Below are 26,914 nucleotides of genomic sequence, written 5' to 3' on the forward strand. Positions count from 1 at the left end.
TCACGCCGCCTTGCGCGCCTCAGCGATCCGCTGCGGCGCCTTCGGCCGCGCATACAGCCGTTCGAGATACGCACGCAGTTGCGGGAACGGTTCGATCAGGTGGCATTCGCTGGCCCAGTCGATCAGGTAGGCCGTCACGCAATCGGCCACCGTCAGCGTGTCGCCGACGATGAATTCGCGCCCTTCGAGATGCTTGTCGAGGATCACGGCCATCGTCGCGAAATCCTCGCGCGCCAGCTCGATGTCGGCCGGCGAACGCTTCTCCGGCGGATAGAGGAACGAGTGCCGCGTGATCCGCCACAGCGGCTGCTCGAGCTCCGTCACCGCGAACATGACCCACCGATACACCTGCGCACGCACCGCCGGATCGACCGGCAGCAACGCCTTCTCCGGGTACTTGTCCGCGAGATACAGCACGATCGCGGCCGACTCGGGAATCACGCGGTCGCCGTCCACCAGCACCGGCACCTTGCCGGCCGGATTGATGCGCAGGAATTCCGGCCGCTTGTGCTCGCCCGCGAGCAGGTTGACCGATACGAACTCGAAGTCCGCATCCAGTTCCTTCAGCCCCCACAGCGCGCGTTGCGAGCGGGTGCCGGCGAATCCGTAAAGCTTCATCGCAAATCTCCATCCAGAATGTCGGGAAAATGTCCGCAAGCCGGCCACGGCGCGTCGACACATCAACGCATCAACGCGACGCGGCGGGCCGCGATCGTTCACGCGCCGGGAATCGCCAGCACCGGCATCACGTCGACCGACTCGCCCGGGAAAATCGTGAAATGCGGATGGCCTTCGAACAGCGCGGCCGCCGCCTCGTGTGACGCCGCCCGCACGACGGTGAAGCCGCTCAACGCGTTGGACGTGTCCTGGATGCCGCCGGCATCGATGGTCTTGGTCTTGCCGAGCGGCCCGCCCATCTCGACGATCGCATCCTGATGACGGTCGACCCACGCGTGCCACGCGGCCATACCGTCCCGCTCGCGCGCGTGCCGCTCCTGCTCCGGGAGCGCGACCCACGCCTGCATCGCCGGGCTGTCCTTGCTGCCGAGGAATACGGCGAGATACAACTGCTGTTGAGCACTCATGCTTTCTCCTCCAGTGACGGGCGCGACAGGCTGCCGCGCCTCGACCTTGACAAGATAGGTTGATATCAACACAATTGCAACATGGCACGAAAAGAAAAGCTCCCTTTCGAAACGACGCTGATGGTGCGCGATTGCTGCCTGTGCCTGCACATGCAGCGCGCGGCGCGCAACCTTGCGCGCATCTTCGACGATGTGCTGCGTCCGCTGGATCTCACCAACGGGCAGTTTTCGCTGCTGATGTCGTTGAACCGGCCGCAACCGGCTCCGATGAAATCGGTCGCGTCGCTGCTCGCGATGGATCGCACCACGCTGACGGCCGCGCTCAAGCCGCTCGAGCGGCGCGGCCTCGTCACGATCTCACAGGATCCGGACGACGGGCGCAGCCGCCTGCTCGAACTGACGCCGGCCGGCCACGACCTGCTGGCCGAGGCGTTTCCGCTGTGGCAGCAGACCCATGCCGATATCGAACGACAATTCGCACCGGGAGAAGTCGATCTGTTGCGCGGCCAGTTGCGCACGCTGTCGGTAGAGCCGGCGGCGCGCGACTGAACCGGCGCGCGGATCGCGGCCGAATGCCGCCTTACTTCCTGCCCTTCTTCGGCAACAGCAGTTGCGCGAATTCCTGCAGGAAGTGCACGGGCCCGTGCGCATGCAGCGCCTGCCCGCTGCTCAGCGCGCCGTCGATGACCGTCGCGAGCCGCAGCGCGAAGGTTTCCGGTTCGTCGATCCGCATCGCGCTCGCCAGCTCGGTCAGCCGGCGCCGCAGCTCCTGCTTGTGCGCGACGGCGACCTTGCGGGCCGGATGGTTGCCGTCCGCATATTCGGCGGCGATGTTGATCTGCGGGCAGCCGCGATAGCCGGGCCGCGCAATGCGCTCGCCGATCCATTGCAGCTGCGCATCCAGCTCCTCGCGCGGCGTGCGCCGGTATTGCCCGGCCACTGCGTCCCAGTGCGCCCAGAAATCCGCGTCCTCGCGCAGCAGGAACGCCTCGATCAGGTCGTCCTTCGTCGTGAAGTGACGATAGAGGCTCGTCTTCGCGACGCCCGCCTGCGCGACGATCAGGTCCACGCCGACCGCGCGCGTGCCTTCCCGATAGAACAGCTCGCTGGCCGTTTGCAGAATGCGCTCGCGCGTATCGAGCGCGCCCCCTTGTGTATCCGTTCCCTTTTTCATCCAAGCTCGGCCGCCAACGGCCGCCCGTACCGCAACAGTGGATCCGATCATAGCACTGCGCGCTTGACGACGCTACAGGTCTGTACTATAAAACAGACCGTTCTGTAGCGGAGATGATCATGGAAGATCGGATGACGGTTGCAGTCTATGGCGCCACGGGTCACACCGGGCGGTTTGTCGTCGCCGAACTGGCACGGCGCGGCCTCGGCGCGATCCGCATCGGCCGCGATGCCACGCGGCTCGCGGAAGGCGGCACAAGCGACGCCGCGCCAGCGCGCGTCGCCGCGATCGACGATCCGGCCGCGCTCGACGCCGCGTTGCGCGGCGCGGCTGTGGTGATCAACTGCGCGGGCCCGTACCTCGATACCGCGCTGCCACTGGCCGAAGCCGCGCTGCGGGCCGGCATCCCCTATCTCGACCTGACGGCCGAACAGCCGTCGGTGCTGGCGCTGGCCGAACAGGTCGATGCCCGTGCGCGCGCCGCGGGCGTGACCGTCGTGCCCGCCGCGGCGTTCTACGGCGGCCTGGCCGACCTGCTCGTGACGGCCGTCGTCGACCAGGATGAACCGATCGACCGCGTCGATATCGCGACCGGGCTCGACCGCTGGCACCCGACACGCGGCACGCGCGTGACGGGCGAACGCAATCGCGCGGTACGGCTCGTCCAGCGGGACGGGAAGCCGACGCCGGTGCCGTCGACGCCGCGCGAACGCGTGTGGCCGTTCCCGTCGCCGATCGGCAGCGTCGACGTGACGCTGCTGCCGTTTTCGGAAGTGATGACACTGTCGCGTCATCTGCGCATCGATACGATCGAATCGTGGCTCGCGACGCTGGCGCTGCGCGACGTGCGCGATGCGGCCACGCCGCCGCCCGAGCCGACCGATGCGCTGGGCCGGTCGGCGCAGCAGTTCGCGATGGACGCCGTTGTCGTACAGCGCGGCACGACGCACCGCGCGACGGCGTCGGGACGCGACATCTACGCGGTCAGCGCGCCGATCATCGTCGAGGCGGCCGTGCGCCTGGTGACCGGCAACACCGTGACGTCGGGCGGCGTGCGTAGCCTCGGCGAATTGTTCGACGCACGCGACTTCCTCGCGGCGCTCGATACGGTGGCAGTATCGTTCGGCACGACCATCGATCCGGTTTTTACAAGGAGCAGTGAACATGAGCAGCAATGAGAAAGGCGCGGTTTTCCGGTCGCTTCACCGCGCGGGCCAGCCGCTGGCGCTGTTCAACGTGTGGGACGCCGGCAGCGCACGCACGGTGGCCGACGCAGGCGCGGTCGCGCTGGCGACCGGAAGCTGGTCGGTCGCCGTGGCCAACGGCTTCGTCGATGGCGAGCAGATGCCGCGCGCGTTGATGATGGAAGTGCTTGCGCGAATCGCACGCGCGACGGACCTGCCGGTCACCGTCGACCTCGAGAGCGGGTACGGCGAGCGGCCCGAGGATGTCGCCGAAACGATCGCGCTCAGCATCGAGGCCGGCGCGATCGGCTGCAACCTCGAGGACAGTTTTCCGGCGACGGGCGAATTGCGCGACGTCGAAGAAGCAGCGGCGCGTCTCGCGGCGGCACGACAGGAGGCCGATCGCGCGGGCGCCGACTACTTCATCAACGCGCGGACCGACGTGTTCTTCAAGGCGCCGGCCGATACGCATGACGAACGGTTGCTCGACGAAACGCTGAAACGCGCACGCGCTTATGCGGCCGCCGGCGCCGACGGCCTGTTCGTGCCGGGCCTGCGCTCGCCGGCGCTCATTCGCCGGTTGACGGCCGCATCGCCGCTGCCGGTGAACGTGATGCGCGTGTCGGACACGCCGACGCTCGCCGAACTCGCGGACTACGGCGTGGCCCGCATCAGCCACGGGCCGTATCCGTATCTGCAGGCGATGAAGACGCTGGCGGGGTTGGTCAAGCAAGGCGGTTAGCGGATGCGCGGGACGGCCGACACGCGCGTGCACGACAAACGATTACATCCCATGTAATTGGCGCGCGGCACGCCCGTCCCTACGCTTCGGGTGTCGCGCCGCCATTCCGGCGGCGCTCCTCGCCCGGGAGACATCATGTCCGCCTATCCGCTTCATACCATCGACTCGGCGCCGGCCGAATCGCAGCCCGTGCTCCGGCAGCTCCAGCAAACCTTCGGCCTGATCCCGAACATCGCGGCGGCCATGGCCGCGTCGCCGGTGCTGATCAACGGGTTCATCGGCCTGTTCGAGTGCGTGCACGCCAGCAGCCTCACCGAGCCGCAGATCCAGACGCTCCTGCTCACCAACGCCGTCACGAACGCGAGCGAGTGGCCGGTCGCGTTCCATTCCGCGCTCGCGCTGAAACAGGGCGTGCCCGCCGCCGACGTCGACGCGATCCGGCGCGGCGGCCTGCCCGGCGACGCGAAACTGGCCGCGCTGTCGGCCACGGCGCGCGCGCTGATCGAAACCCGCGGCCGTCTCGCCGACGCCGACCGGCAATCGTTCGCCGCAGCCGGATTCAGCGCCGAACAGTTGCTCGAAGTGATCGCGGTGGTCGCCGCGTCGACGATCACCAACTACGTCGGCAGCGTGGCGCGGCCAACGCTCGAAGCGCCGTTCGACGCGTTCGCGTGGCAGGCGGGTGCCGCGTGAGTCCGATATAGTCGTTCGCGTCGATCACGCACCGATCAGGGAAATCCGATGAACGCCAGCCGTCGCGATCCGAACGCGCCGCCACGCGAACTGGGGCAGCTGTTGCGCTACTGGCGCGACGTGCGCGGCGTGAGCCAGCTCGACCTGTCGCTCGACGCGGGCATCTCGCAGCGCCAGATCAGCTTCATCGAAAGCGGACGCAGCGTGCCGGGCCGCGACACGCTGCTGACGCTCGCGCAGACGCTGGACGTGCCGCTGCGCGAACGCAACGCGCTGCTGCTCGCGGCCGGGTATGCACCCGTGTATTCGGAAGCACCGTGGGACGCGCAGGAAATGCACGGCGTGATCCGCGCGCTCGAACGGGTCGTCCGCCAGCACGATCCGTTTCCGGCGATCGTAATGGACCGCCACTGGAACGTGCTGATGACCAACGAGGCGGCGCCGCGCTTTTTCAACTGCTTCATCGACATGGCTGCGCGCGACGGCCCGCGCAACCTGTTGCGCCTGATGTTCGATCCGCTCGGCATGCGGCCGTTCGTGGCCGACTGGGACAACGTGTCGCGCAGCCTGCTGCAGCGCGTGTATCGCGAATCGGTCGGCCGCGTGATCGACGACGACACGCGGCAGCTGCTCGACGACCTGCTCGCGTGCCCCGATGCGCCGCGCGACTGGAAAACGCCGTCGGCGCCGGCCGCCGCGCCCGCGCTGCCGGTCATTCCGATCGGCTTCGTCCACGAAGGCGTCGTGCTGCGTTACTTCTCGCTGGTCACGACGGTCGGCACGCCGCAAAGCGCCGCTGCGCAGGAGTTGCGCATGGAGTGCATGTTTCCCGCAGACGACGCGACCGAAGCGCGTCACCGGCAGTTGCTCGACGCGCACGCGCCGGTGCGCTGAGCGGCGGGCCGGTGCGGCACCCGCCCGCTCGATCGCATCGCTCAGGATGCCTTGATGAAATCGATGAACGCGCGCAGTGCCGGCGGCACGAGACGGCGCCCCGGGTAATAGAGGAACGGCCCTGAAAACGGCCGCCACCACGGTTCGAGCAGGGGTTCGAGGGCGCCGCTCTCGAAATACGGGCGCAGCCAGTCTTCGAACAGATGCACGATGCCCGTGCCGGCGATCGCCGCATCGACCACCAGGTCCGACGCGCCGCCGATCTGCACCAGCAGCGGCCCGGCGGCCGGCTGGATCCGCACGACCTCGCCGTCGCGCTCGAACTCCCACGGCGGCATCGATCCGCTCGCAAATCGTCCGCGCAGGCAGCGATGGTCGAGCAGGTCGCGCGGATGCCGCGGCCGGCCATGACGGTCGAGATAACGCGGCGCGGCCGCGGTCGCAAACCGCTGAATGCGCGGGCCGATCGGCACCGCGATCATGTCTTGTTCGAGCCGCTCGTCGTAGCGGATGCCCGCGTCGCATCCCGCCGCCAGCACGTCGACGAAACTTTCGTCGGCGATCACTTCCAGCCGGATCTCCGGGTACGCGTCGAGGAAGCGCGGCACGATCGCGGGCAGCACGAGCCGGGACGCGCTGACCGGCACGTTCAGCTTCAGCGTGCCGGCCGGTCTGTCCCGGAAATCGCCGATACCGTCGAGCGCTGCCGCCACTTCGGTCAACGCGGGCCCGAGGCGCGCGAGCAGCCGCTCGCCGGCTTCGGTGGGCACGACGCTGCGCGTCGTGCGGTGCAGCAGCCGGACGCCGAGCTGTGCCTCCAGCCGGCGCACGGCCTCGCTCAGCCCCGACGCGCTGAGGCCCGTCACGCGCGCGGCGTCACGGAATCCGTTGGCACGCGCCACGGCCATGAACGCATTCAGATCGCCCAGATCGGCTTGCATTGTTCGCCTTTTCGTACAACCCGTGCGAATTATGACGGCTTATCGCGCAGGCGGCCAATACCTATGCTGGGCGCACTCATCAACAGGAGCAGAGTCATGTCCGACATTCGACACACCGCCGCCTTCCGGCTCGGCAATCGCAACGTCAAACGCATCGGCTACGGCGCGATGCAGCTCGCGGGGCCGGGTGTATTCGGCCCGCCGAAGGACCACGACGCGGCATTGAACGTGTTGCGCGAAGCCGTCGCGTCCGGCGTCGACCATATCGACACCAGCGACTTCTACGGCCCGCACGTCACCAACCAGTTGATCCGCGAGGCCCTGCATCCGTATCGCGACGATCTCGTGATCGTCACCAAGATCGGCGCGCGGCGCGGCGACGACGCGTCGTGGCTGCCCGCGTTCGCGCCCGACGAACTCGAACGGGCCGTGCACGACAACCTGCGCAACCTCGGACTCGATGCGCTCGACGTCGTCAACCTGCGCATCATGTTCGACCGGCACGGGCCGGCCGAAGGATCGATCGAGGCGCCGCTGAGCGTGCTCGCCGAACTGCAGCGGCGCGGGCTTGTCCGCCACATCGGCCTGAGCAACGTGACGGCCGCGCAGGTCGCGCAAGGCCGGCGGATCTGCGACATCGTCTGCGTACAGAACCACTACAACATCGCGCATCGCGGCGACGATGCGCTGATCGACGCGCTGGCCCGCGACGGTATCGCCTACGTGCCGTACTTTCCGCTCGGCGGCTTCTCGCCGCTGCAGTCGTCGACGCTGTCCGCGGTGGCGGCACGCGTCGGCGCGACGCCGATGCAGGTCGCGCTCGCGTGGCTGCTGCGCCGCGCACCGAACGTGCTGCTGATTCCGGGCACGTCGTCGATCACGCATCTGCGCGAGAATCTCGCGGCGGCCGACCTCGACCTGCCGGAAGACGCGCTCGCGGAACTCGACCGCATCGCGAACACCGACGCCGCCTGACGGACCCACGATCGCCGGCGGGCCCGCGACGCGCGGGCCCTGCCCGGCCGGTCAGGACACCGCCACGCCGACCCGCTTCGGCACGCCGGTCACGATCGTCGCGACCGCGACGGCCAGCACGATGGCCGCGCCGACGAACACGCCGACCGCGCCGTTCGCATCGAACACGACGCCACCGGCCGCCGCACCCGTCGCGATCGCGAGCTGGATCGCCGCGACGATCAGCCCGCCCGCGCTCTCGGCCTCGTCGGGCACGGTGCGCGTGACCCACGTCGACCAGGCAACCGGCACACCGCCGAACGCCATCCCCCACAACGCGACGAGCACCGCGTCGATCATCGGCGCACGGCCGAGCGCGACGAGCGCGATGCCGAGCACGACCATCAGCGCGGGCATCGCGATCAGCATCGGCCGCAGCCGGTGTTCGAGCACGCGGCCCGCGAGCGACGTGCCGACGAAGTTGGCGATGCCGTAACCGAGCAGGATCGCCGACAGCCCGTTCACACCGACGCCCGCGACCTGTTCGAGGAACGGCCGCAGATACGTGAAGAACGCGAAATGCCCGGTGAACGCGAGGATCGTCGCGAACATGCCGAGGCCGACGGTCGGACGGCGCAGCACGTCGATCAGCGTGCGCAGCCGCGTCGTGCCGCTCGGCGGCATCGACGGCAGCGTCATCACCTGCGACACGAACGCGACGCCGCCGAGCACGGCCGCGATCAGGAACACATTGCGCCAGCCGATCAGGTGGCCGAAGTAGCTGCCCATCGGCGCGGACGCGATCGTCGCGACCGCCACGCCGCTGAAGATGATCGACAGCGCGCGCGGCACCATCGCCGTCGGCACGAGCCGCATCGCGGTGGCCGTCGCCATCGTCCAGAAACCGCCGAGCGCGATGCCGAGCACCACGCGGCCGATCAGCAGCGTCATCAGATTGGGCGCGAACGCGACCGCGAGATTCGATCCGACCAGCAGCACCGAGAACACGAGCAGCACGCGCCGCCGGTCGATCGTGCGCGTCAACGCGGAGATCAGCAGGCTCGTGACCAGCGCGACCGTCGCGGTGGCCGTGACGGCCTGCCCGGCCACGCCTTCGGTCACGCCGAGGCTGTCGGCCATCGGCGTGAGCAGGCTGGCGGGAAGAAATTCGGCCGTGACGAGCCCGAAGACGCCGAGCGTCATCGCGAATACCGCGCCCCAGGCCGGTTCGCGGGGGGCCGCCATCGAGGCGGCCGGGGAGATTCCGGGATTCATGCGTCGTTCCGTTGTCGTATAGGGAAAATACCGATGACGGCGTATCGTAAGGAACGGCAACAGGACGGTCTATGACATACAATCCGTTCTTGTTGATCGATCGTCCGAATCTCGATATGTCCGAGCCCCTGCTTCCCCCCGTCCCCGACGTGCACGACCTCGTCAGCGAGCTGCTGCTGGGGATGCGGCTGAGCGGCGTCCAGTACCGCCGCATCCAGGTCGCGCGGCCGTTCGGGCTGAGCTTCGGCGAGGCGCCGGGCCGCGCGCAGTTTCATTTCGTCGGGCGCGGGCCCGTGCTGCTGCGCGACGCGGCCGGCGCGACGATGCGGCTCGAGGCCGGCGACGCGATCCTGCTGCCGCATGGCGGCATGCATGCGCTGGTGTCCGATCCGGATGCGCCGTGCCGCGAGATCCACGGCTTCGCGGCCGCGAAGATCTGCGATACGGTCGCGTCGGTGGCATCGGCCGGCGCGTCGCCGGCGGCCGGCGCGGCGACGGAGCCGGGCGCCGGCGATGCGCTGATCTTCAGCGCGTGCATGGAGCTCGATCTCGGCGGCATGCAGCCGCTGGTCGGCACGATGCCCGAGTTCATGCACGTCGGCACGCTGCTCGCGCGCTACCCGGAAATCCGCCCGATGCTCGACGCGATGGAGCGCGAATCGTGCTCGGCGCGCGCGGGTTTCGCGGGCATCCTCGCGCGGCTCGCGGATGTGGTCGCGGCGTTCATCGTGCGCGGCTGGGTCGAGTGCGGATGCGGCGACGCGACGGGCTGGGTGCAGGCGCTGCGCGAGCCGAAGCTCGGCCGCGCGATCGTCGCGCTGCATCGCGACCCGGGCCGCAACTGGAGCGTCGCGGAACTGGCCGCCGAAGCGGGCGTGTCGCGCTCGGTGTTCGCCGAGCGCTTTCTCGCGGCCACCGGGATGACGCCCGTGCGCTACCTGACCGAGCTGCGGATGCGGCTCGCCGCGCAGTGGATCGCGCGCGACCGAGAGGCCATCGAAGCGGTGGCGTACCGGCTCGGCTACGGCTCGCTGGCGGCGTTCAGCCGCGCGTTCAAGCGGGTGGTGGGGAAGCCGCCGGGGGCCGTGCGCGCGGACGGCGACGCGCGCGTCGACGCGTAACGCCTGACGCTTGACGTACGAGGCTGACCGGGGCCGCTATGCGTCGCTCCGACGTCGCTCAAACTACCGCCACCGTGCGTGACGCCCCTCCGCGTTCAACCGCTACGCGCCCCGAGCTTGTCGACCAGCGCCGTCGCGCACTGCACGGCGAGCGCCGCACACTGCTCCGCATCCACGGCCGCGCCGCTCGCGACGGTGCCCTGCACGATCCGGCCCAGCAATTCCTTCGAGAGATCGGCGATCTCGTAGTCCCGTTCCGTCATGATGTCTCTCCTGCGCATCGACCGATGGCGGCGACGCGTTCACTGCCCCTGCCCGTTCAACGCCCTTTCGCCCGCACGACGATCTGCGCCTGCGTGTCGCGTTCGATGCGTTCCAGCGAAGCGCGCAGCGCCGTGAATTCGTCGGGCGTGCACACCTGCCGGCCGAAATCCGCCGTCATTCGCCGCGTGACCTGCACGACGCGCGCGGCCGCATCGAACACGTAATGCGACGTGAAATCAACGAAGCGCGCGTGCACGGCCGCGTCGGCCGGCAGGTCGGTCACGACGACGTCGGCCGGCAGCACGATCTGGCCGGTCTCGTCGAACGTGCCGCCGATGCAGCCCCACGGCTGCGTGCGCACCGGTTCGGCCAGCCAGCTTTCGACCTGCGTCGCGATGCCGCCCGTGAGACTCGACAGCGCGGGCAACGCGGTCGTGCCGTCGGGCCATATGAAATGATCGAGCGTGCCCGACAGCGTCACGTCGAACGGTCCGTCGGTCGCGCGCCGGTCGCTGGTCGACAGTTGCGCGCGGCCGCGCAAGCCGCTTTGCCGCAGGCGCGCGGTCGCGAGCTGCTCGATGCCGTCGTGCGTCGCGCGGCGAAACAGGTTGCGTTCGAGTTCGGCCGTCCAGCCGTCGTCCTCGATGTAGGCATGAAAACGCGCGGAACCGGGCTGCGCGGCATCGATCTCGACCCGCGCGACACGGCCGCGCGGCTGCGTGGCCGGCGTGCGCGACAGCACGCCCGTGTCGACGAGCAGCGCGGGGCGATCCATCACGATCGGCGGCAGGTAGCCGAACGCGATGCCGGCCGTCGTCGTATCCGCGTAGAGCGCGAGATCGGGCAGCCACGTGATCGCGTGATTGATCGCGCCGCCGCCGTAACCGGGCACCGACGGCAGCGTGTACACCGCGCCGAGATTGATCAGCACCGGTTCGCTGCGGATGCCGACCGCCGCGAGCAGCGCGCCGAACAGCGCGACGTGGTCCTTGCAGTCGCCGTAGCGGTTGCGCAGGATGTCCGTCGCGCGGTGCGGCGCGGCGGCCGTTTCGCCCAGAAACAAACCGACGTAGCGTATGTTTGCCTGCACCCAGTCGTACAGGATGCGCGCCTTGTCGCGCGGATCGGCGGCATCCGCGGTGAGCGTGCGGGCCAGCTGCACGACAGCCGGATCGTTCACGCCCGGATCAACGGCCGCGTCGCGGTAGCGCGCGGCAAACGCCGCGTAGTCGGGCAGCGTCGACACGACGAGCCGGTCGCCGTAGGTCGGGTAGCCGACCGAGCCGTTCTCGATGCGGTCGTACGGGCCGTGCCGGTAATCGAACTCGTAGCGCGTGCGGCCGTTCGCCGTGACCGGCGGCAGCGCGACGTAGCCGCGCGCGTCCGCGTACAGCGGCAGGTCGGCCGGCACGTCGAAGATCAGCCGCTGGCTGTCGACCGGCTCGCGCGACGGCTCGACGGTGTAGCCGAAGTAGCCGCGATTGACGGGCTTCGTGCGCGTCTTGCGGAATGCCACGCGCGTGCTCGACCCGGCTTCGACGCCGGGAAACACGACGGTGCGCAACAGCCCGTCCTGGAACGTCGGCGCGCCGGCCGAGCGCGGCTCCTGCACGTCGCGGATACCGTCAGCGCCGACCGGATGCGCGACGCCGTCGCGATCGATCGTCTCGGCCGCGAGCAGGTCGACCTGCTCGAGATTCTTGTCGAACCACACGTAGCGCTGCGCGACCGCGTCGATGCCGTTCGCGTTGTTCGCGCGCAGCGTCGAATCGTCGTGCTCGTCGAGCGAACCGTCGTGCTGGATCACGAATTCGTGGACATCGCTGACGAGCGTCACGGGCGCTTCGTCGCCCGTGTCGTGCGTATCGCGTGTGTCGGCCGCGACCGGCCGCGCAAGCGCGCCGGCGCCGAGCGCAACGGCGCAGACGAGCAGGCAGCCGGCCCATCGGGAAAGGAAACGCACCACGTCGACACTCTCCGCGCGTTCGTTGCTGGACGCCAGGGCCGCGCGCCGGCGCGGACGGTTCTTCGACCCGCATGACGCGCGCATGACGGGCCGTGTACTACGGGCCGGTCGTGCGGACCAGTGTGGGTGACGTGCCGGCGAGCGTCAAGCCGCGTGGCGGCGGGCCGGCTCGCGACGCGTCCGGCGCGCCACGGCAACGTCACAAGCTTCGCAACATCGCAATGTCAGCCTTGTTCACTCCACACCGGTTCCGATCGATTTTTGTATCACGTTGTGATATATAATTCAGACAGGTCATCCGGTCGTACAACGTCGCCGGAACGCAGCTCCGCCGGACGGAACACGCCGACATGGAAAAGGAGACATCATGCTGATCAACAACGATTTCGAAATCGGTTATCTCGTGATCGCGTTCGCGCTGCTGGGCGTGATCCTGTTCGGCGCACTGCTGACGGCGCTGCATCTCGAACGGTGGCACCCGAAACTGGTCGGCGCCGCGATCGGCGCGCTGCTCGGCATCGCGCTGATCGAGGCGATGCCGCTGCTGACGTGAACACGGCCCTGCACCGATTCGTCCGATCATGCGTCGCGCGGGGTCGGAACGGCCGGTGCCCGTCGGGAAAACCGTCATGGATTCGCCGCTCTGCCTGACCTATCGCCACTGCGGGATCCGCGCGGTCGCGCTCGTCGACCCGGTGGCCGGCGAAGGGCTCGAACTCGGCGCGCTGTACCAGCCGCTCGCGGTCGTGGTCTGGCGCGATGCGGGCGGATGCCACGAAGCGCACCTGCTTGACCCGAAGCATCACGTGTTCCGCAGCGACGCGGACGCGCTTCGGATCTCGATCGCGCTGGCCAAGCGCTTCATCGACGCGAAACTCGCCGACGCCGCCATGCCAGGCGGCTGATGGCCGGCCGCGGCGCACCTCGTCCCCCAACCTGCCGGAGGCGACATGGAAAACGGTATCGTCCAGACCCTCGTGCTGCTCGCGCTCCTCGTGTTCGCGGTGCTGTTCTTCACGGCACGGCGCGGCCGCGACCGTACGCGCGACAGGCTGCTGCACCGGCCCGCGCGGCGCTCGCCGCGCTCGCATACGCATCGTCATCCGTAATTTTTCCGACGATCACGCCGCGCAAAAAAATCGGCCGACGGCTTGCGCGTCGTTCGACGCGAGGTCGTCGGCCTTTCAGCGGAGGTCCGGTTCCGCGGGGAGCACGCGCGCTGCGCGCTACACACCCCACATCACGTGCCGGCCCTGTTCGTGGGCCGCACGCATCATGTCCAGCAGCGGCCACGCGCGCTGCGCGAGCCCGGCTGCATGCGGCGCCGCATCGTCGCGCGGCGTCCGCGTCGAATGCTCGTGCGCGCGCTCCCGCGCCGCATCGTCCCTGATTGCCTGCTCGAGCCGCGCGATCGCGCCCGGCAGCTCGTCGGTGGAAATCACGCCGCGTACGTCGAGCCCCTTGCCGACGAGCCCCAGCAGATACTGCGCCAGATCGCGCAACATCACGATATCGGGTGCGGCGGAAGACCGAAACGTCACCAGCATCGTCATTTCCCCTTGGCGTCGCCGCGAATCCGCACGGCGCGTCGCACCGCCGGTCGCGGCGAGGCCTGTCGACCATCCCGCCGCGCGTGATCGCCGCCCCGTTCTTCTGAACCGGACGTTCGCCCGGCACGATGCGCGCGTCGCGCGGCCGGGTTCGTTTGCGGCGTAGAGGCCGGATGGCACGAAGGCCTGTTTCTATTTTATATCACAATGTGATGTATTCAAGCGTTCGGGCCCGGCATGACTGCAGTCGTGTCGCGAAACTGCCGACCGGCGCGATACGCGCAAGCGATGCGCGCCGTGTCGATCCGTTACTGGCAGTCGCCGACGCGCTTGCCGCGCCACGTCCATGCGAGCGTGTACGCACCGGCCTGCGCATGCTGCCCGCGCAATTGCCCCTTCAGGTCGTAGCTCGTCGGCGTGACTGCGCCCGTCACCGTCCCGTTGCCGTGCTCCTGTTCGTTCGCGCAGGCCAGCGCGACCTTCAGCGTCGTGCCCGCATAGTCCCAGTGGGTGATCGTGCAGTTGACGTTGTCGCGCTGCATGCGCGCCGCCATCGTCTTGCGTAGGTTCTTCGCGTCCGCGTCGGTCAGACACTGGTCCGGCATCGAGCCGGACGCCTGCGGCAGCGGCTTGCCGTTCAACGTGTAGGCGGTTTCGTCGTGCCATACGCCCGGCGACACGGTCTGTGCGAATGCCGAGACGGCGAAGCCGGCGAGTCCGGCGGCAAGCAGGAATTTCATGGAGGTCTCTCGGAAAGGATTTGTCGTTCGATTGATCGCGCCAACGCGCCGCGCATCTTAGCAAATCTTTTCCGATGATTTCGACTGCAGAACGTCTTCTTCGGAGCCGGCGCGATGAGATCGTTTTCACGCGTTCGCGGCGCTGGCCGCCGGCCGCCGCGCCGCCATCAGCCGACGTTCATCGGCAGCAGCACCATCTGCTTGCCCTCGACATGCAGGCGCGCCTGCAGCTCGACGGGCGTCTGGTTGTGCAGCCACGCGGTCAGGAAATTCACGCGCCGGAAGATCAGCTTGCTCGCGAAACACACGGCGTTCGGATAAACGTCGAGCGTCGACGACGCGAGGTTCATGAACTCCACGACGGGATTCGTGCCGAATGCGATCCGGTAGTCGGCCGCGATGCCGTTGCGGCGGCAGTGCGCGACATAGTAGTCGAGCGCTTCGGTGATCGAGTGACGCAGCCGTTCGAGATGTTCGTGCCCGTCGTACGCCTTCGCGTCGACCTCGCCGACCGCGAGGAAGATCACGTTGCGGAAGTGCCCGGGAAACAGCCGGTTGACCCACAGCAGCGCATGCATGCTCGCGCCGCGATGCTTGCCGACCAGCAGCACGGCCGTCGGCTGCGACGGATCGGGCTTGCCCGGCGCGGTAGCCTCGTCGACCACGGGCGGCTGCCCCGAGAACAGCGCGTCCTCTTTCGCGAGCTGCGCGCGCGTGTACGCGTAGTGGCGGTTGATCATGAAGCACAGTGCGATCACCGCGCTCGTCACGAGCACCGTGAGCCAGCCGCCGGCCGTGAACTTCTCGATCAGCGTGATGACGAGCACGGTCGCCGTCACGCTCAGCCCGAGCGCGGACAGGAAGAAATGCTTGAACCAGCCGCTCTCGCTGCGATGGCGCCACCAGTACGTGCACAGCCCGAGCAGCGACATGCTGAACGTGAGGAACACGTTGATGCTGTACAGCACGACGAGCACGTCGACGTTGCCGTGCGTCCACAGCAGGATCAGCAGGCTCGACAGGCCGACGACGATGATGCCGTTCTGCCGCACGAGACGCGTCGACAGGTCGCGGAAATGGCGCGGCACCCATGAATCCGACGCCATGTTCGACAGCACGGCCGGACCGTCGAGAAAACCCGTCTGCGCACCGACCATCAGCAGCCCGGCCTCGAACGCGAGCACGGCCGCGAGCAACGCGTGGCGCGCGAACGCCGAGCCGAGCCCGAGATGGTCGATCACGCTGCCGAATACCACCGCGTTGAGCGTCTCGCCTTCGACGGGCCGCGCGTGCCACAGCATGTACAGCAGGATGATGCCGCCGGCCGTGAACGCGAGCGACGTCGACATGTACCACATCGTCACCTTGCCGTTCGGCACGCGCGGATCGGCCAGCATGTTGACGTTGTTCGACACGGCTTCGAGGCCGGTATACGTGCCGCCGCCGAGCGAGAACGCGCGCATCAGCAGCGCGAGCATCACGAATACGCCGAGCGACTGCGACATCCCGTGCGCCTCGTGCACGGCATCGGGTACGATCATCGCGAGGTTGCTGCCGTGCACGGCGACGCCATACACGATCAGCCCGAAGTGCAGGATCACGAAGCCGATGAAGATCGGCAGCAGCACCATGATCGATTCGCGCATCCCGCGGAAGTTGAGCCCCGTCATCATCAGGATCAGCACGATCTCGGTCGTGAGCTTGAACGCCTGCGCGCTGACGGGCAGCAGGCTGAAGAACGCATCGACGCCGCTCGCGAGCGACGTCGCGACGGTCAGCACGTAGTCGACCAGCAGCGCCGCGCCCGACACGAGCCCCGGCTTCGCACCGAGCAGCGCGGTCGCGACGCGGTAGCCGCCGCCGCCCGTCGGGAACAGCTCGATCACCTGGTTGTAGCCGAGCGCGATGATGAACACGGTCGCCGCCGTCGCGAGCGCGAGGAACAGTGCGAGCGGCGTGTGGTGCGCCAGCGCGAGGAACGCCTCTTCCGGGCCGTAGCACGACGACGACAGGCCGTCGGCGCCGAGCCCGACCCAGGCCAGCAACGGTGTCACGGCGATTGCATGCCGCGTGCGCGGATCGAGCGGGTCCAGCGGCTTTCCGACGAACAACTGCCACACCTTCTGGAATGCAGTCACGACTCCTCCGGAACGCACGACGCCTCGGCGACACTCCTCTAAAAGTAAATGAGTTCCGGGACGACTTCCAGTCGGCGTATTCCATAGGGCGGCGCCGCGCGCACCGGATTTCTTTCGACATGCTGACTTATTGCAGACAGTCGCACTACAACTCCGCCGGCCGGACTCGTGTCAGCCGGCCTCGCCCAACGCGCGGGCGAGCAGGCGCGACACACCGACGAAGGCCGGATGCGGCGCGGTGATCACGAAGGTCGGAATTTTCGCGAGGTAAGCGGCAAAGCGGCCCTTCGCCTCGAAGCGAGCTCGAAACGGCGATGCATCGAACAATACCCCGAGGCGCGGCACGACGCCCCCGCCGATATGGATGCCGCCGGTCGCGCCGAGGGTCAGCGCCAGATTGCCCGCGAACGTGCCGAGCATGCCGCAGAAGCAATCCAGGGTCGCCATGCAGCGCGCGTCGCCGGCGAGCGCGCGATCGATGATCGCGGCCGTATCGGCCGCGTCGGCACAAGGGGCGTCGCAGCCGTCGCGCGCGGCGAGCGCCGCGTGAATCACCGCGATGCCGGGGCCCGCGACCAGCCGCTCGAACGACACGTGCGGCCAGCGCGCCCGCGCGAACTGCAGCACGTCGGCCTCGCGTGCATCGGCGGGCGCGAACGACACATGCCCGCCCTCGCCTGACAACGGCACCCATGCGTCGCCCGCGCGCACGAGCGCCGAGACGCCCAGCCCCGTTCCCGCGCCGAGCACGCCGATCGTACCCGCTGGCGCGGCGTGCCCGCCGCCGACCTGCCGCCGTTGTCCGGCGGACAGATGCGGCACGGCCATCGCCAGCGCCGCGAAGTCGTTGAAGACGTGCAACGTGTCGAACCCGAGCGCGCGACGCGTCGCGTCGATCGAGAAGCGCCAGTCATGATTGGTCATGCTGACCATGTCGCCGTCCACGGGATTGGCGATCGCGATCGCCGCGTTCCGCACCCGCGCGCCGCCCGTGTCGCGCAGGAACGCGCGCACCGCGTCGTCCATGCCGGCATGGGCGCTGCATCGATAGACGCGCACGTCGCCGATTCCGCCAAGCGCGGTCTCCAGCGCGAAACGCGCATGCGTGCCGCCGATGTCCGCCAGCAAGCGGGGTTCGCCGGCGCGCACGCCGCGCGGCGCGACCGGATCCCCGTTGAGGGTTGCTACGCTCATCCCATCTCCCGAATTGTCATCGTGTGTCGATCGCAACGGTCATGGCACCTCCACGCCGCGCGCCGCGTCCAGCAGTTCGAACCAGTGCTCGCGCCCGAGCGCGACGCGGGTCGCCGCTACCGCTTCGCGCAGCGCCGCGATCCGGCTCGACCCGACGATCGGCAGCGGCCGGCACGGCAGCGCGAGCAGCCACGCGAACAGCACCGTCGTCGCGGACACGCCGAGCGCGTCGCCGATCCGCGCCGCGCTCGCACGCACGCGCACCGCGGCGGGCGACGCCTCCGTCAACAGGCGTCCGCCCGCGAGCGGCGACCACAGCATCGGCGGACAGCGCCAGTGCTGCGCCTGGTCGAACGTGCCGTCGTCGAGCGGCGCGAGATGCAGCAGCGAGCACTCGACCTGGTTCGTCGCGAGCGACATGCCGTGCGCCGCCATACGGTCCTGCAGCAACGCAGCCTGCGCCGGCGTAAAGTTCGATACGCCGAAGTCCTTCACCTTGCCATCGCGCCGGAGCGCGGCGAAGGTCGCGGCGACCTCGTCGGCATCCATCAGCGGATCGGGCCGATGCAGCAGCAGCAGGTCGAGCCGGTCGGTGCGCAGCGCGCGCAGAGACTGCTCGACCGACGCGACGACATGTGCGGCCCGCGTGTCGTAGTGCTTGATCCCGTGCGCGGGCCGGCGCGCGGACAAGAGCCGGATCCCGCACTTCGTGACGATCTGCATCCGCTCGCGCAAGTGCGGCGCATCGGCCAGCACGTCGCCGAACAGGCCCTCGGCCGTGTAGTCGCCGTAGATGTCCGCATGATCGAAGCTCGTCACGCCGAGTTCCAGCGCCGCCTCGATCAGCGCACGGCGCTCGCGGACCGACAACGCCCAATCGCCGATCCGCCACATCCCGAACACGATGCGCGAGAACGGCGCGGCATCGACCCCCATCGATATCGTCGTACAGCGTTCCGTCATGTCGTTCACCACCACCATTCGACTTGCGCGCCGACCGTCGAGCCCGAGCGCGAGGTGCCGAAAATGCCCGTCGTCGACAACGGATCGCCGGGCGCCGCCGCGTCCTGCGCCGCCTGGTTCCAGCGCGCATACGTGTAGAACACGCGGAATTCCGGCCGCGACCAGAACGAGCGGTCCATCGCGAGCGTCAACGCGACGCTCGCCTTCAGCAGCGTGCGCGTCGGGCCGCCGGACGGCGTCACGCGATCGTGCCCGAGGTCGCCCTGCAGCTTGATGTGCTGCGTGAACGCATACACGGGACGCACGCCCATCGACACCCACGTCTGCGAACCGCCCGACGGTGCGATGTCGCGCTGATAGATGCCGACCACCTGTCCGCTGAAGTTCTGCGTCGCCTGCCAGTCGAACGCATCGAGCACGCGAAAGCTCTTGTAGCGGTTGTCGTTCGTCAGCGTGCCCGTGTAGCTGAGGCCCGTGCCCGGGCCGACGCCATACTGGAACGCGAGCTTGTTCTTGCCGCCGAGCAGGTTGGTCTGCACGTGCTGGACCGTGAACGACCAGCCGCTGTGCGCGTCCTGCAGCACACCGCTCGAATTCAGCACCGGCGCGCGGGCCGGGATGTACGACAGCCCGAACTGCAGTTCGCCGCCGGGGTTCGGATGCACGCCGGACAGTTGCAGGTCATGGCGCGTCGCGTAGTTCGGCTGGTCGATGTAGTCCTCGCGGAACAGCGCATAACTGAGTTTCAGGCCGCCGCCGATCGGTACGTTCTCGATGCCCGCGCCGAGGCCGCTCGGGTTCCAGTAATAGAAGTCGTTCATGTGGACGTCGTTGCGCCGGTAGTAGATGCGCCCGAACCAGACCCGCATGTCGTCGAGCCCTGGAAAATTCGTGAGCTGCACGTACGACTCCGGCATGCGCACGCGGCCGTGATCGCCGCTGAAGGTCGGCGTGCGATCGAGATCGTTGACGAGGCTCGCCATCCCCACTGCCGACAGCTGCATGCCGTTCGAGAACTTGTACAGCGTCTGGTCGATCTCCAGCTCGCTGTAGACCTGGCATTCGTTGCCGAGCCGGTATTTGCTCGGTGCGCCCGGCAACTGGAAGCAGGCCTGCGTATGGCCGTCGCTCGTGCCGACGCCGGCCCGCATATAACCATGGAACTGCGTCCACGGCGTCAGCTGGTTCCAGGCCGACGACGGCGTCGGTGTCACCACGTTGGCGGGGCTCGTGTCGGCCGGCACGACGCCGGTCGCCTGCGAGAGACCGCCCGGCGCGCTGTCGGCGACTGTCGTGGCCGGGTCCGGCGCCGCATGCAGTGCGGCCGACGCGACGGCCAGCGAAAAAGCGGCGGCGAGCCGCGTGAGCCTGAACGGGGTGCGTGCGGGGCCGCGCGCGGCGCAGCCTGCTTCGTCGATCATGAACGTGTCTCCAAACGTTATTTGTGCGCCGCGTGCAATGCGCGGCGTCATCGAATAGGTGTGTGTGCTGCGTCGTCCGTCATGCTGCTGACGGGCCGGCGTGGTGGACGATCCGCGCGCCGGCCCGGTACGAAGTCAGCCCGCGGCTTCAGCCCGCGACGTCGAGATCCACCACCGGCGACGCGTCGACGGCCGCCGGTCCCGGCGCGTGAATGCGGATCGGCTCGCCCGCGGCCGCGCTCGCATAAATCGCGTCGAGAATCTCCATCACGATCAGCCCTTCCTCACCGGGGGCGGGATGCGGGACGTCGCACAGAATCGCTTCCGCGTAGTCGTACATCGCGGAATGCGCGCCCTCCGCGGGCGGATTCAGGCGCATGTCGAACTGCGCGCCGTTCTGCTCGATGAACACGTGCGCGTCGAACGTGTAGCCCTCGTTCAGGTTCTTCTGCAACAGCCCGGCGCGCGTGCCGAGCAGGCGGGTTTCCATCAGCTCCGCTTCCTGGATGTTGGTCGCCCACGACGCCTCGAGCGCGAGTGTCGCGCCGTTGTCGAAGCGGATCAGCGCGGCCGCGAGATCCTCGACGTCGAACGTCTTGCCCGCACGCGCCGCCAGCTCGCGCGCGATCGGATCGTAGGTGCTGCCCATCACCCACACGGGTTTCGGATAGCCCATCAGCCACAGCGCGAGATCGAGACGATGCACGCCGAGATCGATCAGCGGCCCGCCACCCGCCAGCGCCTTCGTGCCGAACCAGCCACCGAAGCCGGGCATCCCGCGCCGGCGATGCCAGACCGTCCGCCCGAAATAGAAATCGCCGAACAAGCCGCTTTCGACCTGCGCCTTCAGCGCGCGCGACTGCGCGCTGAAACGGTACGAGAAATTGATCATCAGCCGCTTGCCGGCGCGCTGCGCGGCGATCAGCATCTCGCGCCCCTCGTCAGCGTTCAGCGCCATCGGCTTCTCGCACAGCACATGGCAACCGGCGTCGAACGCGGCGAGCGTCAACTCGCGATGGAACTTGTTCGGCGTGCACACGCTGACGACGTCGAGCTTTTCCGCTGCGAGCATCGCGTCGGCCGACGCATAACGCGCGTCGATGCCGAACGCGTCGCCGACCTTCGCGAGCCGCTTCGCATCGGGGTCGGCAATCGCGACCACGTCGACGTCCGGATGCTCGCGCCAGCCTTCGATATGCTTGCCGCCGATTCCGAGCCCGATCACGCCGACACGCAGGCGCCGGCCGCGTGCAATCGCCGCCGCTTCCGGCAGCTCAACCTTGTAATCGTCGTTCATGCGAGGTCTCCTGCGCCCTGCTGGATGCCGACGTGCGCGAACTGCTGGCTTTTCTCGCTGAGCTTTTCGAGCGGCGGCGAGTTCGGGCAGCGGTCGGCGAGGTTCACGCGCGGCGCGGCCCACTGCACCGCGTTCGCGATCACGCGCTGCACGTTGCGGTCGTGATAGGTCGGGTAGGCTTCGTGCCCGGGGCGGAAATAGAAAATCCGGCCGTGACCGCGCTCCCAGCAGCAGCCCGAACGGAACACCTCGCCGCCCTCGAACCACGAGATGAACACGGTGCTGTCCGGCTGCGGGATGTCGAAACGCTCGCCGTACATTTCCTCGTGCTGCAGCTCGAAGTACTCGCCAAGCCCAGCCGCGATCGGATGCGACGGTTCGACGACCCACAGCCGCTCCTTCTCCGCTGCCTCGCGCCACTTCAGCGAACAGTTCGTGCCGAGCAGGCGGCGGAAGATCTTCGAGAAGTGCCCGGAATGCAGCACGATCAGGCCCATCCCTTCGAGCACGCGGCGCTGCACGCGCTCGACGATTTCGTCGGAGACCTTCGCGTGGGCCTTGTGCCCCCACCAGATCAGCACGTCGCACGCGGCGAGCCGCGCTTCGCTGAGGCCGTGCTCGGGCTGGTCGAGCGTCGCGGTGCCGATCTCGAGCGGCAACGCACCGTGGCCGAGCGCCGGCGTCTCGGCCAGCGCGCTGGCGATCACCTGGTGCAGGCCATCGGGATAGATCGCGCGCACGCCCGCGTTTTCCCGTTCGTGCTCGAACTCGTTCCATACGATCACTGAAAGCTTCTTGTTTAGCATGACTATCCTTTATCGATGATTTGGCGCCAATTCGACAGCGGCCATGCGCCGTGGCCGCCTGAAACCTGTAGCTGGATTCGCCGGGTACCGCGCGCCGCTCAGGCGATCGCGAGCGCCGGTGCGGCAGGCTCGCGCGGCGTGCGTACCGCCGCGCGTCCGTCCGGATGAAACAGATGCAGCGCGCCCGCCGGCAGATCGACGCGCAGGCGCTCGCCGACCCGCGCGCCGGCGGCATCGGTCTTCGCGACGATCGGCTGGTCGCACAGCGGCGTGTCGAGATACAGATAGGTGTGTTCGCCCATCTGCTCGACGTGCGCGACCTGGCCGGTCACGGCGCCGGTGCCGACCCGCACGTGTTCGGGGCGGATGCCGAGGGTCACGCCGGCGCCCGTCTCGAGGCCGTCGCCGGACACATCGGCGCCGAGCGGATGATCGCGGACCAGCACGCGAACCTCGCCGCTGCCGGCCACCGCGACGCTGGCCGGCAGGAAGTTCATCGCGGGCGAGCCGATGAAACCGGCGACGAACTGGCTCGCCGGGCGGTGATACAGATCGAGCGGCGTGCCGATCTGCGCGACGCTGGCGATCCCGCTGCGCCCTTCGAGCGGCCGCAGCAGCACGATCTTGTCGGCGAGCGTCATCGCCTCGACCTGGTCGTGCGTCACGTAGATCATGCTGGTGCTGTCGAGGCTGCGGTGCAGCTTCGCGATCTCGACGCGCGTCTTCACGCGCAGCGCCGCATCGAGGTTCGACAGCGGTTCGTCGAACAGGAACACTTTCGGCTTGCGGACGATCGCGCGGCCGATCGCGACACGCTGCCGCTGGCCGCCCGACAGTGCGCCGGGCTTGCGTTCGAGCAGCTCGCCGAGGCGCAGCGACTCGGAAGCGAGCCGCACCCGCCGGTCGATCTCGTCCTTCGGCAAACGCAGATGACGCAGGCCGAACGCCATGTTTTCGTAGACGGACATGTGCGGATAAAGCGCATAGCTCTGGAACACCATCGCGATGTCGCGCTGCGCGGGCGCAAACGCGTTGACGCAACGGCCGTCGATCCACACGTCGCCCGCGCTCTGTTCCTCGAGGCCGGCGACAATCCGCAGCAACGTCGACTTGCCGCAGCCCGACGGGCCGATGAACACGCAGAACTCGCCCTGCTCGACCGTGAGATTCACGTCGCTGAGGATGGGGGTCGTGCCGAACTGCTTGCGAAGACCGCTCAACTTGATCTGACTCATGTTTTCCTCTTGATCCTGTTCGGGCCGCTACGCGTCAACCCTTGACCGCACCGGCAGTCAGGCCGGAGACGATTTGCCGCTGGAACACCAGCACCAGCAGCACAAGCGGCACGGTGACGATGACCGACGCGGCCATGATGGTTCCCCACGGCAACTCGTAACTGCTCGCGCCCGAGATCATCGTGATCGCGACGGGTACCGTGCGCTGGCTCGACGAGATCATGAAGGTCAGCGCGAACAGGAACTCGTTCCAGGCCGACACGAACGCGAGCAGCGACGTCGCGGCCAGCGCCGGCCGCAGCAGCGGCATGAAGATCCGGAAGATCAGCGTGAACACGCCGACGCCGTCGACGAGCGCCGCCTCCTCCAGCTCGCGCGGCAACTCGCGCATGAATGTGACGAGAATCCAGATCGTGAACGGCAGCGTGAAGATCAGGTCGGACAGCACGAGCGCACCGAGGTGGTCGTACAGGCCGAGCGAGCGGACCAGCTCGAACAGGCCCGACAGGATCGCGACCTGCGGAAACATCGACACGCCGAGAATGCACATCATCAGCACCCCGCGTCCGCGGAACGACACGCGGCCGAGCGCATACGCGGCGAGCACCGACACGGCGAGCGACAGCGCGACCGCGCCGCCCGCGACGAGCGCCGAATTCAGCAGGTATGCGCCGAACGGCTGGTCGCGGAACAGCTGGCGATAGTTGTCGAGCGACGGACTCGCCGGAAACAGCGATGTATCGAACAGTGCGTCGCCATGCTTGATCGACGTGCCGATCATGTAGACGAACGGGAACAGCGAGATCACCAGCACGAGCGCCGACAGCAGCCCGTGAATCGCGATGTCGAGCGGATGCTTCTTCATGTCAGGCCTCCTGCATCCGGCGGCGGCTGATCGCCATGTAGCCGATGGTGAACAGCACGATCGAGACGAACAGCAACATCGCCGACGCCGACCCGAACCCGACCTGCTGGAAATCGATCAGCTGTTCGCGCACATAGATCGACATGCTTTTCGTGATCCGGCTGTTCGACGTCATCACGTAGATCAGGTCGAACACGCGCAACGCGTCGAGCGAGCGGAAGATCATCGCGACCAGCACGCCGGGCAGGATCAGCGGTAGCGTCACCGAGCGGAACACGCGCCAGCGCGGCACGCCGTCGACACGCGCGGCCTCGTAGCAATCGCGCGGCACGGTCTGCAGCGCGGCGAGCATCAGCAGCGCCATGAACGGCGTGGTCTTCCACACGTCGACGAGCACGATGGTCGGGAACACGAGGTGCGCATCGGCGGTAAAGGCGAGCGGCTCATGGATCGCACCGATCGACATCAGCATCGCGTTGACGATCCCGAACTGGTCGTTGAGCATCCAGCTCCAGATCTTCGCCGACACGACGGTCGGGATCGCCCACGGCACGAGCACGGCCGCACGCAGCAGCGTCCGCAGCCGCGACGGCACGTCCAGCAGCAGCGCGACGCCGAGGCCCGTGCCCGTCTCGAGCACCACCGATACGACGGCGAACAGCACGGTATTGCCGACGGCCTGCCACCAGGCCGGGTCGCGCAGCACACCCGCCGCGCCGAGATAGTTGTCGAGGCCGACGAAATGACGCTGCGACAGGTCGGACAGTTGCGCGTCGGTCAGGCTGAACCACGCGGTGCGCAGCAGCGGCCAGCCGGCGATTGCCGCCAGCGTGAGCAACGCGGGCGCCACCAGCAGCCACGCCTGGCGCCGGCGCGCGCGGGCAAGCCCGGCTCGGGCCCGGACGGGTTCCTGCACGAATGCAGGAGTGCTACTTATCTCGATGCTTCCGGTTCTCATTCGATGTCTCCTGTCAGGCCGGCACCCTGCGGAGGCCGGCCCGATCGATCAATCGCGCGCCGCGGCGCTCAGTGCCAGCTGCCGCCCGGCGCGAGCCGGTTGAGCGTGGCGGCGAGCCGCGCGAGCGCACTCGCTGCGGTGTCGCTGCCGGCGAGCACGTCGTGCGCGGCATTCCAGAACTGGTTGCTGACCTGGTTGTACTTCGCGCCGGTCACGGTCGACGGCCGCGCGACCGCCGTGCTGAAGGTCGGCAGCAGGTCGGCCATGAACGGGTTGGCCTGCAGGATGTCCTTGTCGCGGTAGAGCGCCGGCATCGTCGGGTTGAACGACGCCTGGATCGCGCGCATCTTCTGCACGTCCGCGCTCGCCATGTACATCACGAGATCGGCGGCCAGTTTCGGGTTCGGCGAGTAGCGCGACACGGCGAGCTGCCATCCGCCCAGCGCGGCGGCCGGGCGGCCGTCGGCGCCACCCTTCGGCAGCGGCGCGATGCCGACCTTGCCCTTGATCGGGCTGCCCGCGCGGTTCGCGATCGCCCATGCGTACGGCCAGTTGCGCATGAACACGGCATTGCCGGCCTGGAACACGCCGCGCGCCTCTTCTTCGCCGTAGTTCAGCACGGCCTTCGGACTGATCGTGCCGACCCATTTCGCCGACTGCTCGAGCGCCTTGATCGCGCCCGGGTTGTCGATCGTCACGCGGCCCTTGTCGTCGACCACCGTGCCGCCGTTGTAGCTGCTGACCCATTCGAGTGCATCGCAGGTCAGCCCTTCGTACGCGCGCCCTTGCCACACGTAGCCCCAGACCTTCTCGTTGCCCGCGGCGCGCTCGCCCGACTGGACCTTGCGCGCGGTGGCATCGAGCTCCTCCCACGTGGCGGGCACCTTCACGCGGTACTTGTCGAGCAGGTCCTTGCGGTAGTAGAGCAGCCCCGTATCGATGAACCACGGCATCGCGACCAGCTTGCCGTTCACCGTATCGTTCGCGACGATGCTCGGGAACGACTGACTTTCCAGCCCTTTGCTGTACGGCTTCAGGTCGATCAGGTGGTTCGCGAGGATGCCCGGCCAGACCGTATCGATCTGCATCACGTCGATCTTGTCCGAGCCGCCGCCGAGCAACTGCTGATACAGCGCCAGCGTTTCGCTCGAGTTATTGGGCATGCTGATGAACTCGACCTCGTTGCCGGTCTTCTCGGCCCACCGCTTCGCCGAGACCTGGCAAATGTCCTGGTCGACGCCGGCTGCGCCGCATGCGATCCGCAGCGTCGCCGCGCCGGCGCTGGTGGCCGTGGCGGCCGTCATCGCGAGCGCCATCGTCAGCAAACCCGCCTTGAGCTTCATCATTCGGTGTCTCCAGTTTTTTTCGAATCGTTCGAATCGTGCGCCGCGGTGTCGCGAGCGCGTCGCCGGGTGCCGTGGGTCTATGAGACTCCAGTCCGGTTAATCGAAAAT

At 68.2% G+C, this 26,914-nt stretch carries 28 protein-coding genes and 1 pseudogene; 10 read left to right on the forward strand and 19 right to left on the reverse strand.

What is annotated here, in order from left to right; genetic code table 11:
- Positions 1-618, reverse strand: a complete 618-nt coding sequence (locus VL15_RS20960; RefSeq protein WP_048248224.1) for a glutathione S-transferase family protein — start codon at positions 616-618, stop codon at positions 1-3.
- A 98-nt stretch (positions 619-716) separates the two neighbouring features.
- Entirely contained in the window at positions 717-1,085 is a 369-nt protein-coding gene (locus tag VL15_RS20965) for a YciI family protein (protein WP_048248225.1), read from the reverse strand.
- Between the two features lie 81 nt (positions 1,086-1,166).
- On the opposite strand from VL15_RS20965, the gene VL15_RS20970 reads away from it, so the two are divergent.
- Positions 1,167-1,634, forward strand: coding sequence for a MarR family winged helix-turn-helix transcriptional regulator (locus VL15_RS20970; protein WP_048248226.1), 468 nt, complete (start codon positions 1,167-1,169; stop codon positions 1,632-1,634).
- A 31-nt stretch (positions 1,635-1,665) separates the two neighbouring features.
- On the opposite strand, the gene VL15_RS20975 is transcribed toward VL15_RS20970, so the two are convergent.
- On the reverse strand, positions 1,666-2,259 hold the full coding sequence (locus VL15_RS20975) for a TetR/AcrR family transcriptional regulator (protein WP_048248227.1): 594 nt from the start codon (positions 2,257-2,259) through the stop codon (positions 1,666-1,668).
- A 119-nt stretch (positions 2,260-2,378) separates the two neighbouring features.
- Here VL15_RS20975 and VL15_RS20980 point away from each other — a divergent pair, with 119 nt between their 5' ends.
- The 4 genes from VL15_RS20980 to VL15_RS20995 all read left to right on the forward strand — a co-directional run bounded on the left by VL15_RS20980 (position 2,379) and on the right by VL15_RS20995 (position 5,772).
- The gene (locus VL15_RS20980) at positions 2,379-3,437 is read left to right on the forward strand and encodes a saccharopine dehydrogenase family protein (RefSeq protein ID WP_048248228.1); all 1,059 of its coding nucleotides are present in this window, start codon (positions 2,379-2,381) and stop codon (positions 3,435-3,437) included.
- Positions 3,424-4,185, forward strand: a complete 762-nt coding sequence (locus tag VL15_RS20985; protein ID WP_048248229.1) for an isocitrate lyase/PEP mutase family protein — start codon at positions 3,424-3,426, stop codon at positions 4,183-4,185. The genes VL15_RS20980 and VL15_RS20985 overlap by 14 nt, the downstream gene beginning before the upstream one ends.
- Before the next feature lie 135 nt (positions 4,186-4,320).
- Entirely contained in the window at positions 4,321-4,878 is a 558-nt protein-coding gene (locus tag VL15_RS20990) for a carboxymuconolactone decarboxylase family protein (RefSeq protein ID WP_048248230.1), read from the forward strand.
- Between the two features lie 48 nt (positions 4,879-4,926).
- A complete protein-coding gene (locus VL15_RS20995) occupies positions 4,927-5,772 on the forward strand; it encodes a helix-turn-helix domain-containing protein (RefSeq protein WP_048248231.1) in 846 nt (281 codons plus the stop codon).
- A gap of 41 nt (positions 5,773-5,813) precedes the next feature.
- Here the strand turns inward: VL15_RS20995 and VL15_RS21000 are convergent, their stop codons facing one another.
- On the reverse strand, positions 5,814-6,713 hold the full coding sequence (locus VL15_RS21000) for a LysR family transcriptional regulator (RefSeq protein WP_048248232.1): 900 nt from the start codon (positions 6,711-6,713) through the stop codon (positions 5,814-5,816).
- Positions 6,714-6,809: 96 nt separating this feature from the next.
- On the opposite strand from VL15_RS21000, the gene VL15_RS21005 reads away from it, so the two are divergent.
- Positions 6,810-7,688: an aldo/keto reductase family oxidoreductase gene (locus tag VL15_RS21005; RefSeq protein ID WP_048248233.1), complete on the forward strand. Its 879-nt coding sequence runs from the start codon at positions 6,810-6,812 to the stop codon at positions 7,686-7,688.
- A 51-nt stretch (positions 7,689-7,739) separates the two neighbouring features.
- Here VL15_RS21005 and VL15_RS21010 read toward each other — a convergent pair whose 3' ends face one another.
- Positions 7,740-8,942 (reverse strand): MFS transporter, encoded by a 1,203-nt coding sequence (locus tag VL15_RS21010; protein WP_048248234.1) that lies wholly within the window; start codon positions 8,940-8,942, stop codon positions 7,740-7,742.
- A gap of 71 nt (positions 8,943-9,013) precedes the next feature.
- Here VL15_RS21010 and VL15_RS21015 point away from each other — a divergent pair, with 71 nt between their 5' ends.
- Positions 9,014-10,063 (forward strand): AraC family transcriptional regulator, encoded by a 1,050-nt coding sequence (locus VL15_RS21015; protein ID WP_048248235.1) that lies wholly within the window; start codon positions 9,014-9,016, stop codon positions 10,061-10,063.
- 95 nt (positions 10,064-10,158) lie between these two features.
- Here VL15_RS21015 and VL15_RS42760 read toward each other — a convergent pair whose 3' ends face one another.
- Together VL15_RS42760 and VL15_RS21020 are read right to left on the reverse strand one after the other, a co-directional pair.
- Positions 10,159-10,326, reverse strand: coding sequence for a hypothetical protein (locus VL15_RS42760; RefSeq protein ID WP_164992085.1), 168 nt, complete (start codon positions 10,324-10,326; stop codon positions 10,159-10,161).
- A 56-nt stretch (positions 10,327-10,382) separates the two neighbouring features.
- Positions 10,383-12,293, reverse strand: a complete 1,911-nt coding sequence (locus VL15_RS21020) for a DUF3857 and transglutaminase domain-containing protein (RefSeq protein ID WP_048248285.1) — start codon at positions 12,291-12,293, stop codon at positions 10,383-10,385.
- A 367-nt stretch (positions 12,294-12,660) separates the two neighbouring features.
- Here VL15_RS21020 and VL15_RS21025 point away from each other — a divergent pair, with 367 nt between their 5' ends.
- The 3 genes from VL15_RS21025 to VL15_RS42765 all read left to right on the forward strand — a co-directional run bounded on the left by VL15_RS21025 (position 12,661) and on the right by VL15_RS42765 (position 13,402).
- Positions 12,661-12,846: a hypothetical protein gene (locus VL15_RS21025; RefSeq protein ID WP_048248236.1), complete on the forward strand. Its 186-nt coding sequence runs from the start codon at positions 12,661-12,663 to the stop codon at positions 12,844-12,846.
- 76 nt (positions 12,847-12,922) lie between these two features.
- The gene (locus tag VL15_RS21030) at positions 12,923-13,198 is read left to right on the forward strand and encodes a hypothetical protein (RefSeq protein WP_048248237.1); all 276 of its coding nucleotides are present in this window, start codon (positions 12,923-12,925) and stop codon (positions 13,196-13,198) included.
- 45 nt (positions 13,199-13,243) lie between these two features.
- A complete protein-coding gene (locus VL15_RS42765) occupies positions 13,244-13,402 on the forward strand; it encodes a hypothetical protein (protein WP_193101287.1) in 159 nt (52 codons plus the stop codon).
- Between the two features lie 117 nt (positions 13,403-13,519).
- Here the strand turns inward: VL15_RS42765 and VL15_RS21035 are convergent, their stop codons facing one another.
- The 12 genes and pseudogenes from VL15_RS21035 to VL15_RS21090 all read right to left on the reverse strand — a co-directional run bounded on the left by VL15_RS21035 (position 13,520) and on the right by VL15_RS21090 (position 26,806).
- Positions 13,520-13,840, reverse strand: coding sequence for a DUF1840 domain-containing protein (locus VL15_RS21035; RefSeq protein ID WP_048248286.1), 321 nt, complete (start codon positions 13,838-13,840; stop codon positions 13,520-13,522).
- Positions 13,841-14,151: 311 nt separating this feature from the next.
- Positions 14,152-14,583 carry a DUF3617 domain-containing protein gene (locus VL15_RS21040; RefSeq protein ID WP_048248238.1) on the reverse strand — a complete coding sequence of 144 codons (432 nt, stop codon included), beginning with the start codon at positions 14,581-14,583 and terminating at the stop codon, positions 14,152-14,154.
- A 167-nt stretch (positions 14,584-14,750) separates the two neighbouring features.
- On the reverse strand, positions 14,751-16,721 hold the full coding sequence (locus VL15_RS21045; protein ID WP_048248239.1) for an APC family permease: 1,971 nt from the start codon (positions 16,719-16,721) through the stop codon (positions 14,751-14,753).
- A 186-nt stretch (positions 16,722-16,907) separates the two neighbouring features.
- Positions 16,908-17,915: pseudogene (locus tag VL15_RS21050) on the reverse strand (glucokinase); the annotation flags it as partial.
- Between the two features lie 39 nt (positions 17,916-17,954).
- Positions 17,955-18,878: an aldo/keto reductase gene (locus VL15_RS21055; RefSeq protein WP_230684493.1), complete on the reverse strand. Its 924-nt coding sequence runs from the start codon at positions 18,876-18,878 to the stop codon at positions 17,955-17,957.
- A 5-nt stretch (positions 18,879-18,883) separates the two neighbouring features.
- Entirely contained in the window at positions 18,884-20,299 is a 1,416-nt protein-coding gene (locus tag VL15_RS21060; protein ID WP_080970899.1) for a maltoporin, read from the reverse strand.
- Between the two features lie 148 nt (positions 20,300-20,447).
- Positions 20,448-21,596: a Gfo/Idh/MocA family protein gene (locus tag VL15_RS21065; protein WP_048248241.1), complete on the reverse strand. Its 1,149-nt coding sequence runs from the start codon at positions 21,594-21,596 to the stop codon at positions 20,448-20,450.
- Positions 21,593-22,402, reverse strand: a complete 810-nt coding sequence (locus tag VL15_RS21070; protein ID WP_048248242.1) for a ThuA domain-containing protein — start codon at positions 22,400-22,402, stop codon at positions 21,593-21,595. The genes VL15_RS21065 and VL15_RS21070 overlap by 4 nt, the downstream gene beginning before the upstream one ends.
- A gap of 98 nt (positions 22,403-22,500) precedes the next feature.
- On the reverse strand, positions 22,501-23,637 hold the full coding sequence (locus VL15_RS21075) for an ABC transporter ATP-binding protein (RefSeq protein ID WP_048248243.1): 1,137 nt from the start codon (positions 23,635-23,637) through the stop codon (positions 22,501-22,503).
- Between the two features lie 34 nt (positions 23,638-23,671).
- Complete coding sequence (locus VL15_RS21080; protein ID WP_048248244.1) at positions 23,672-24,502, reverse strand: carbohydrate ABC transporter permease; 831 nt, start codon at positions 24,500-24,502, stop codon at positions 23,672-23,674.
- A gap of 1 nt (position 24,503) precedes the next feature.
- A complete protein-coding gene (locus VL15_RS21085) occupies positions 24,504-25,460 on the reverse strand; it encodes a carbohydrate ABC transporter permease (protein WP_048248245.1) in 957 nt (318 codons plus the stop codon).
- Positions 25,461-25,528: 68 nt separating this feature from the next.
- On the reverse strand, positions 25,529-26,806 hold the full coding sequence (locus VL15_RS21090; protein ID WP_080970900.1) for an ABC transporter substrate-binding protein: 1,278 nt from the start codon (positions 26,804-26,806) through the stop codon (positions 25,529-25,531).
- Between the last annotated feature and the right edge of the window lie 108 nt (positions 26,807-26,914).

The organism is Burkholderia cepacia (assembly GCF_001039005.1).
GTDB classification, from domain to species: Bacteria; Pseudomonadota; Gammaproteobacteria; order Burkholderiales; family Burkholderiaceae; genus Burkholderia; species Burkholderia theae.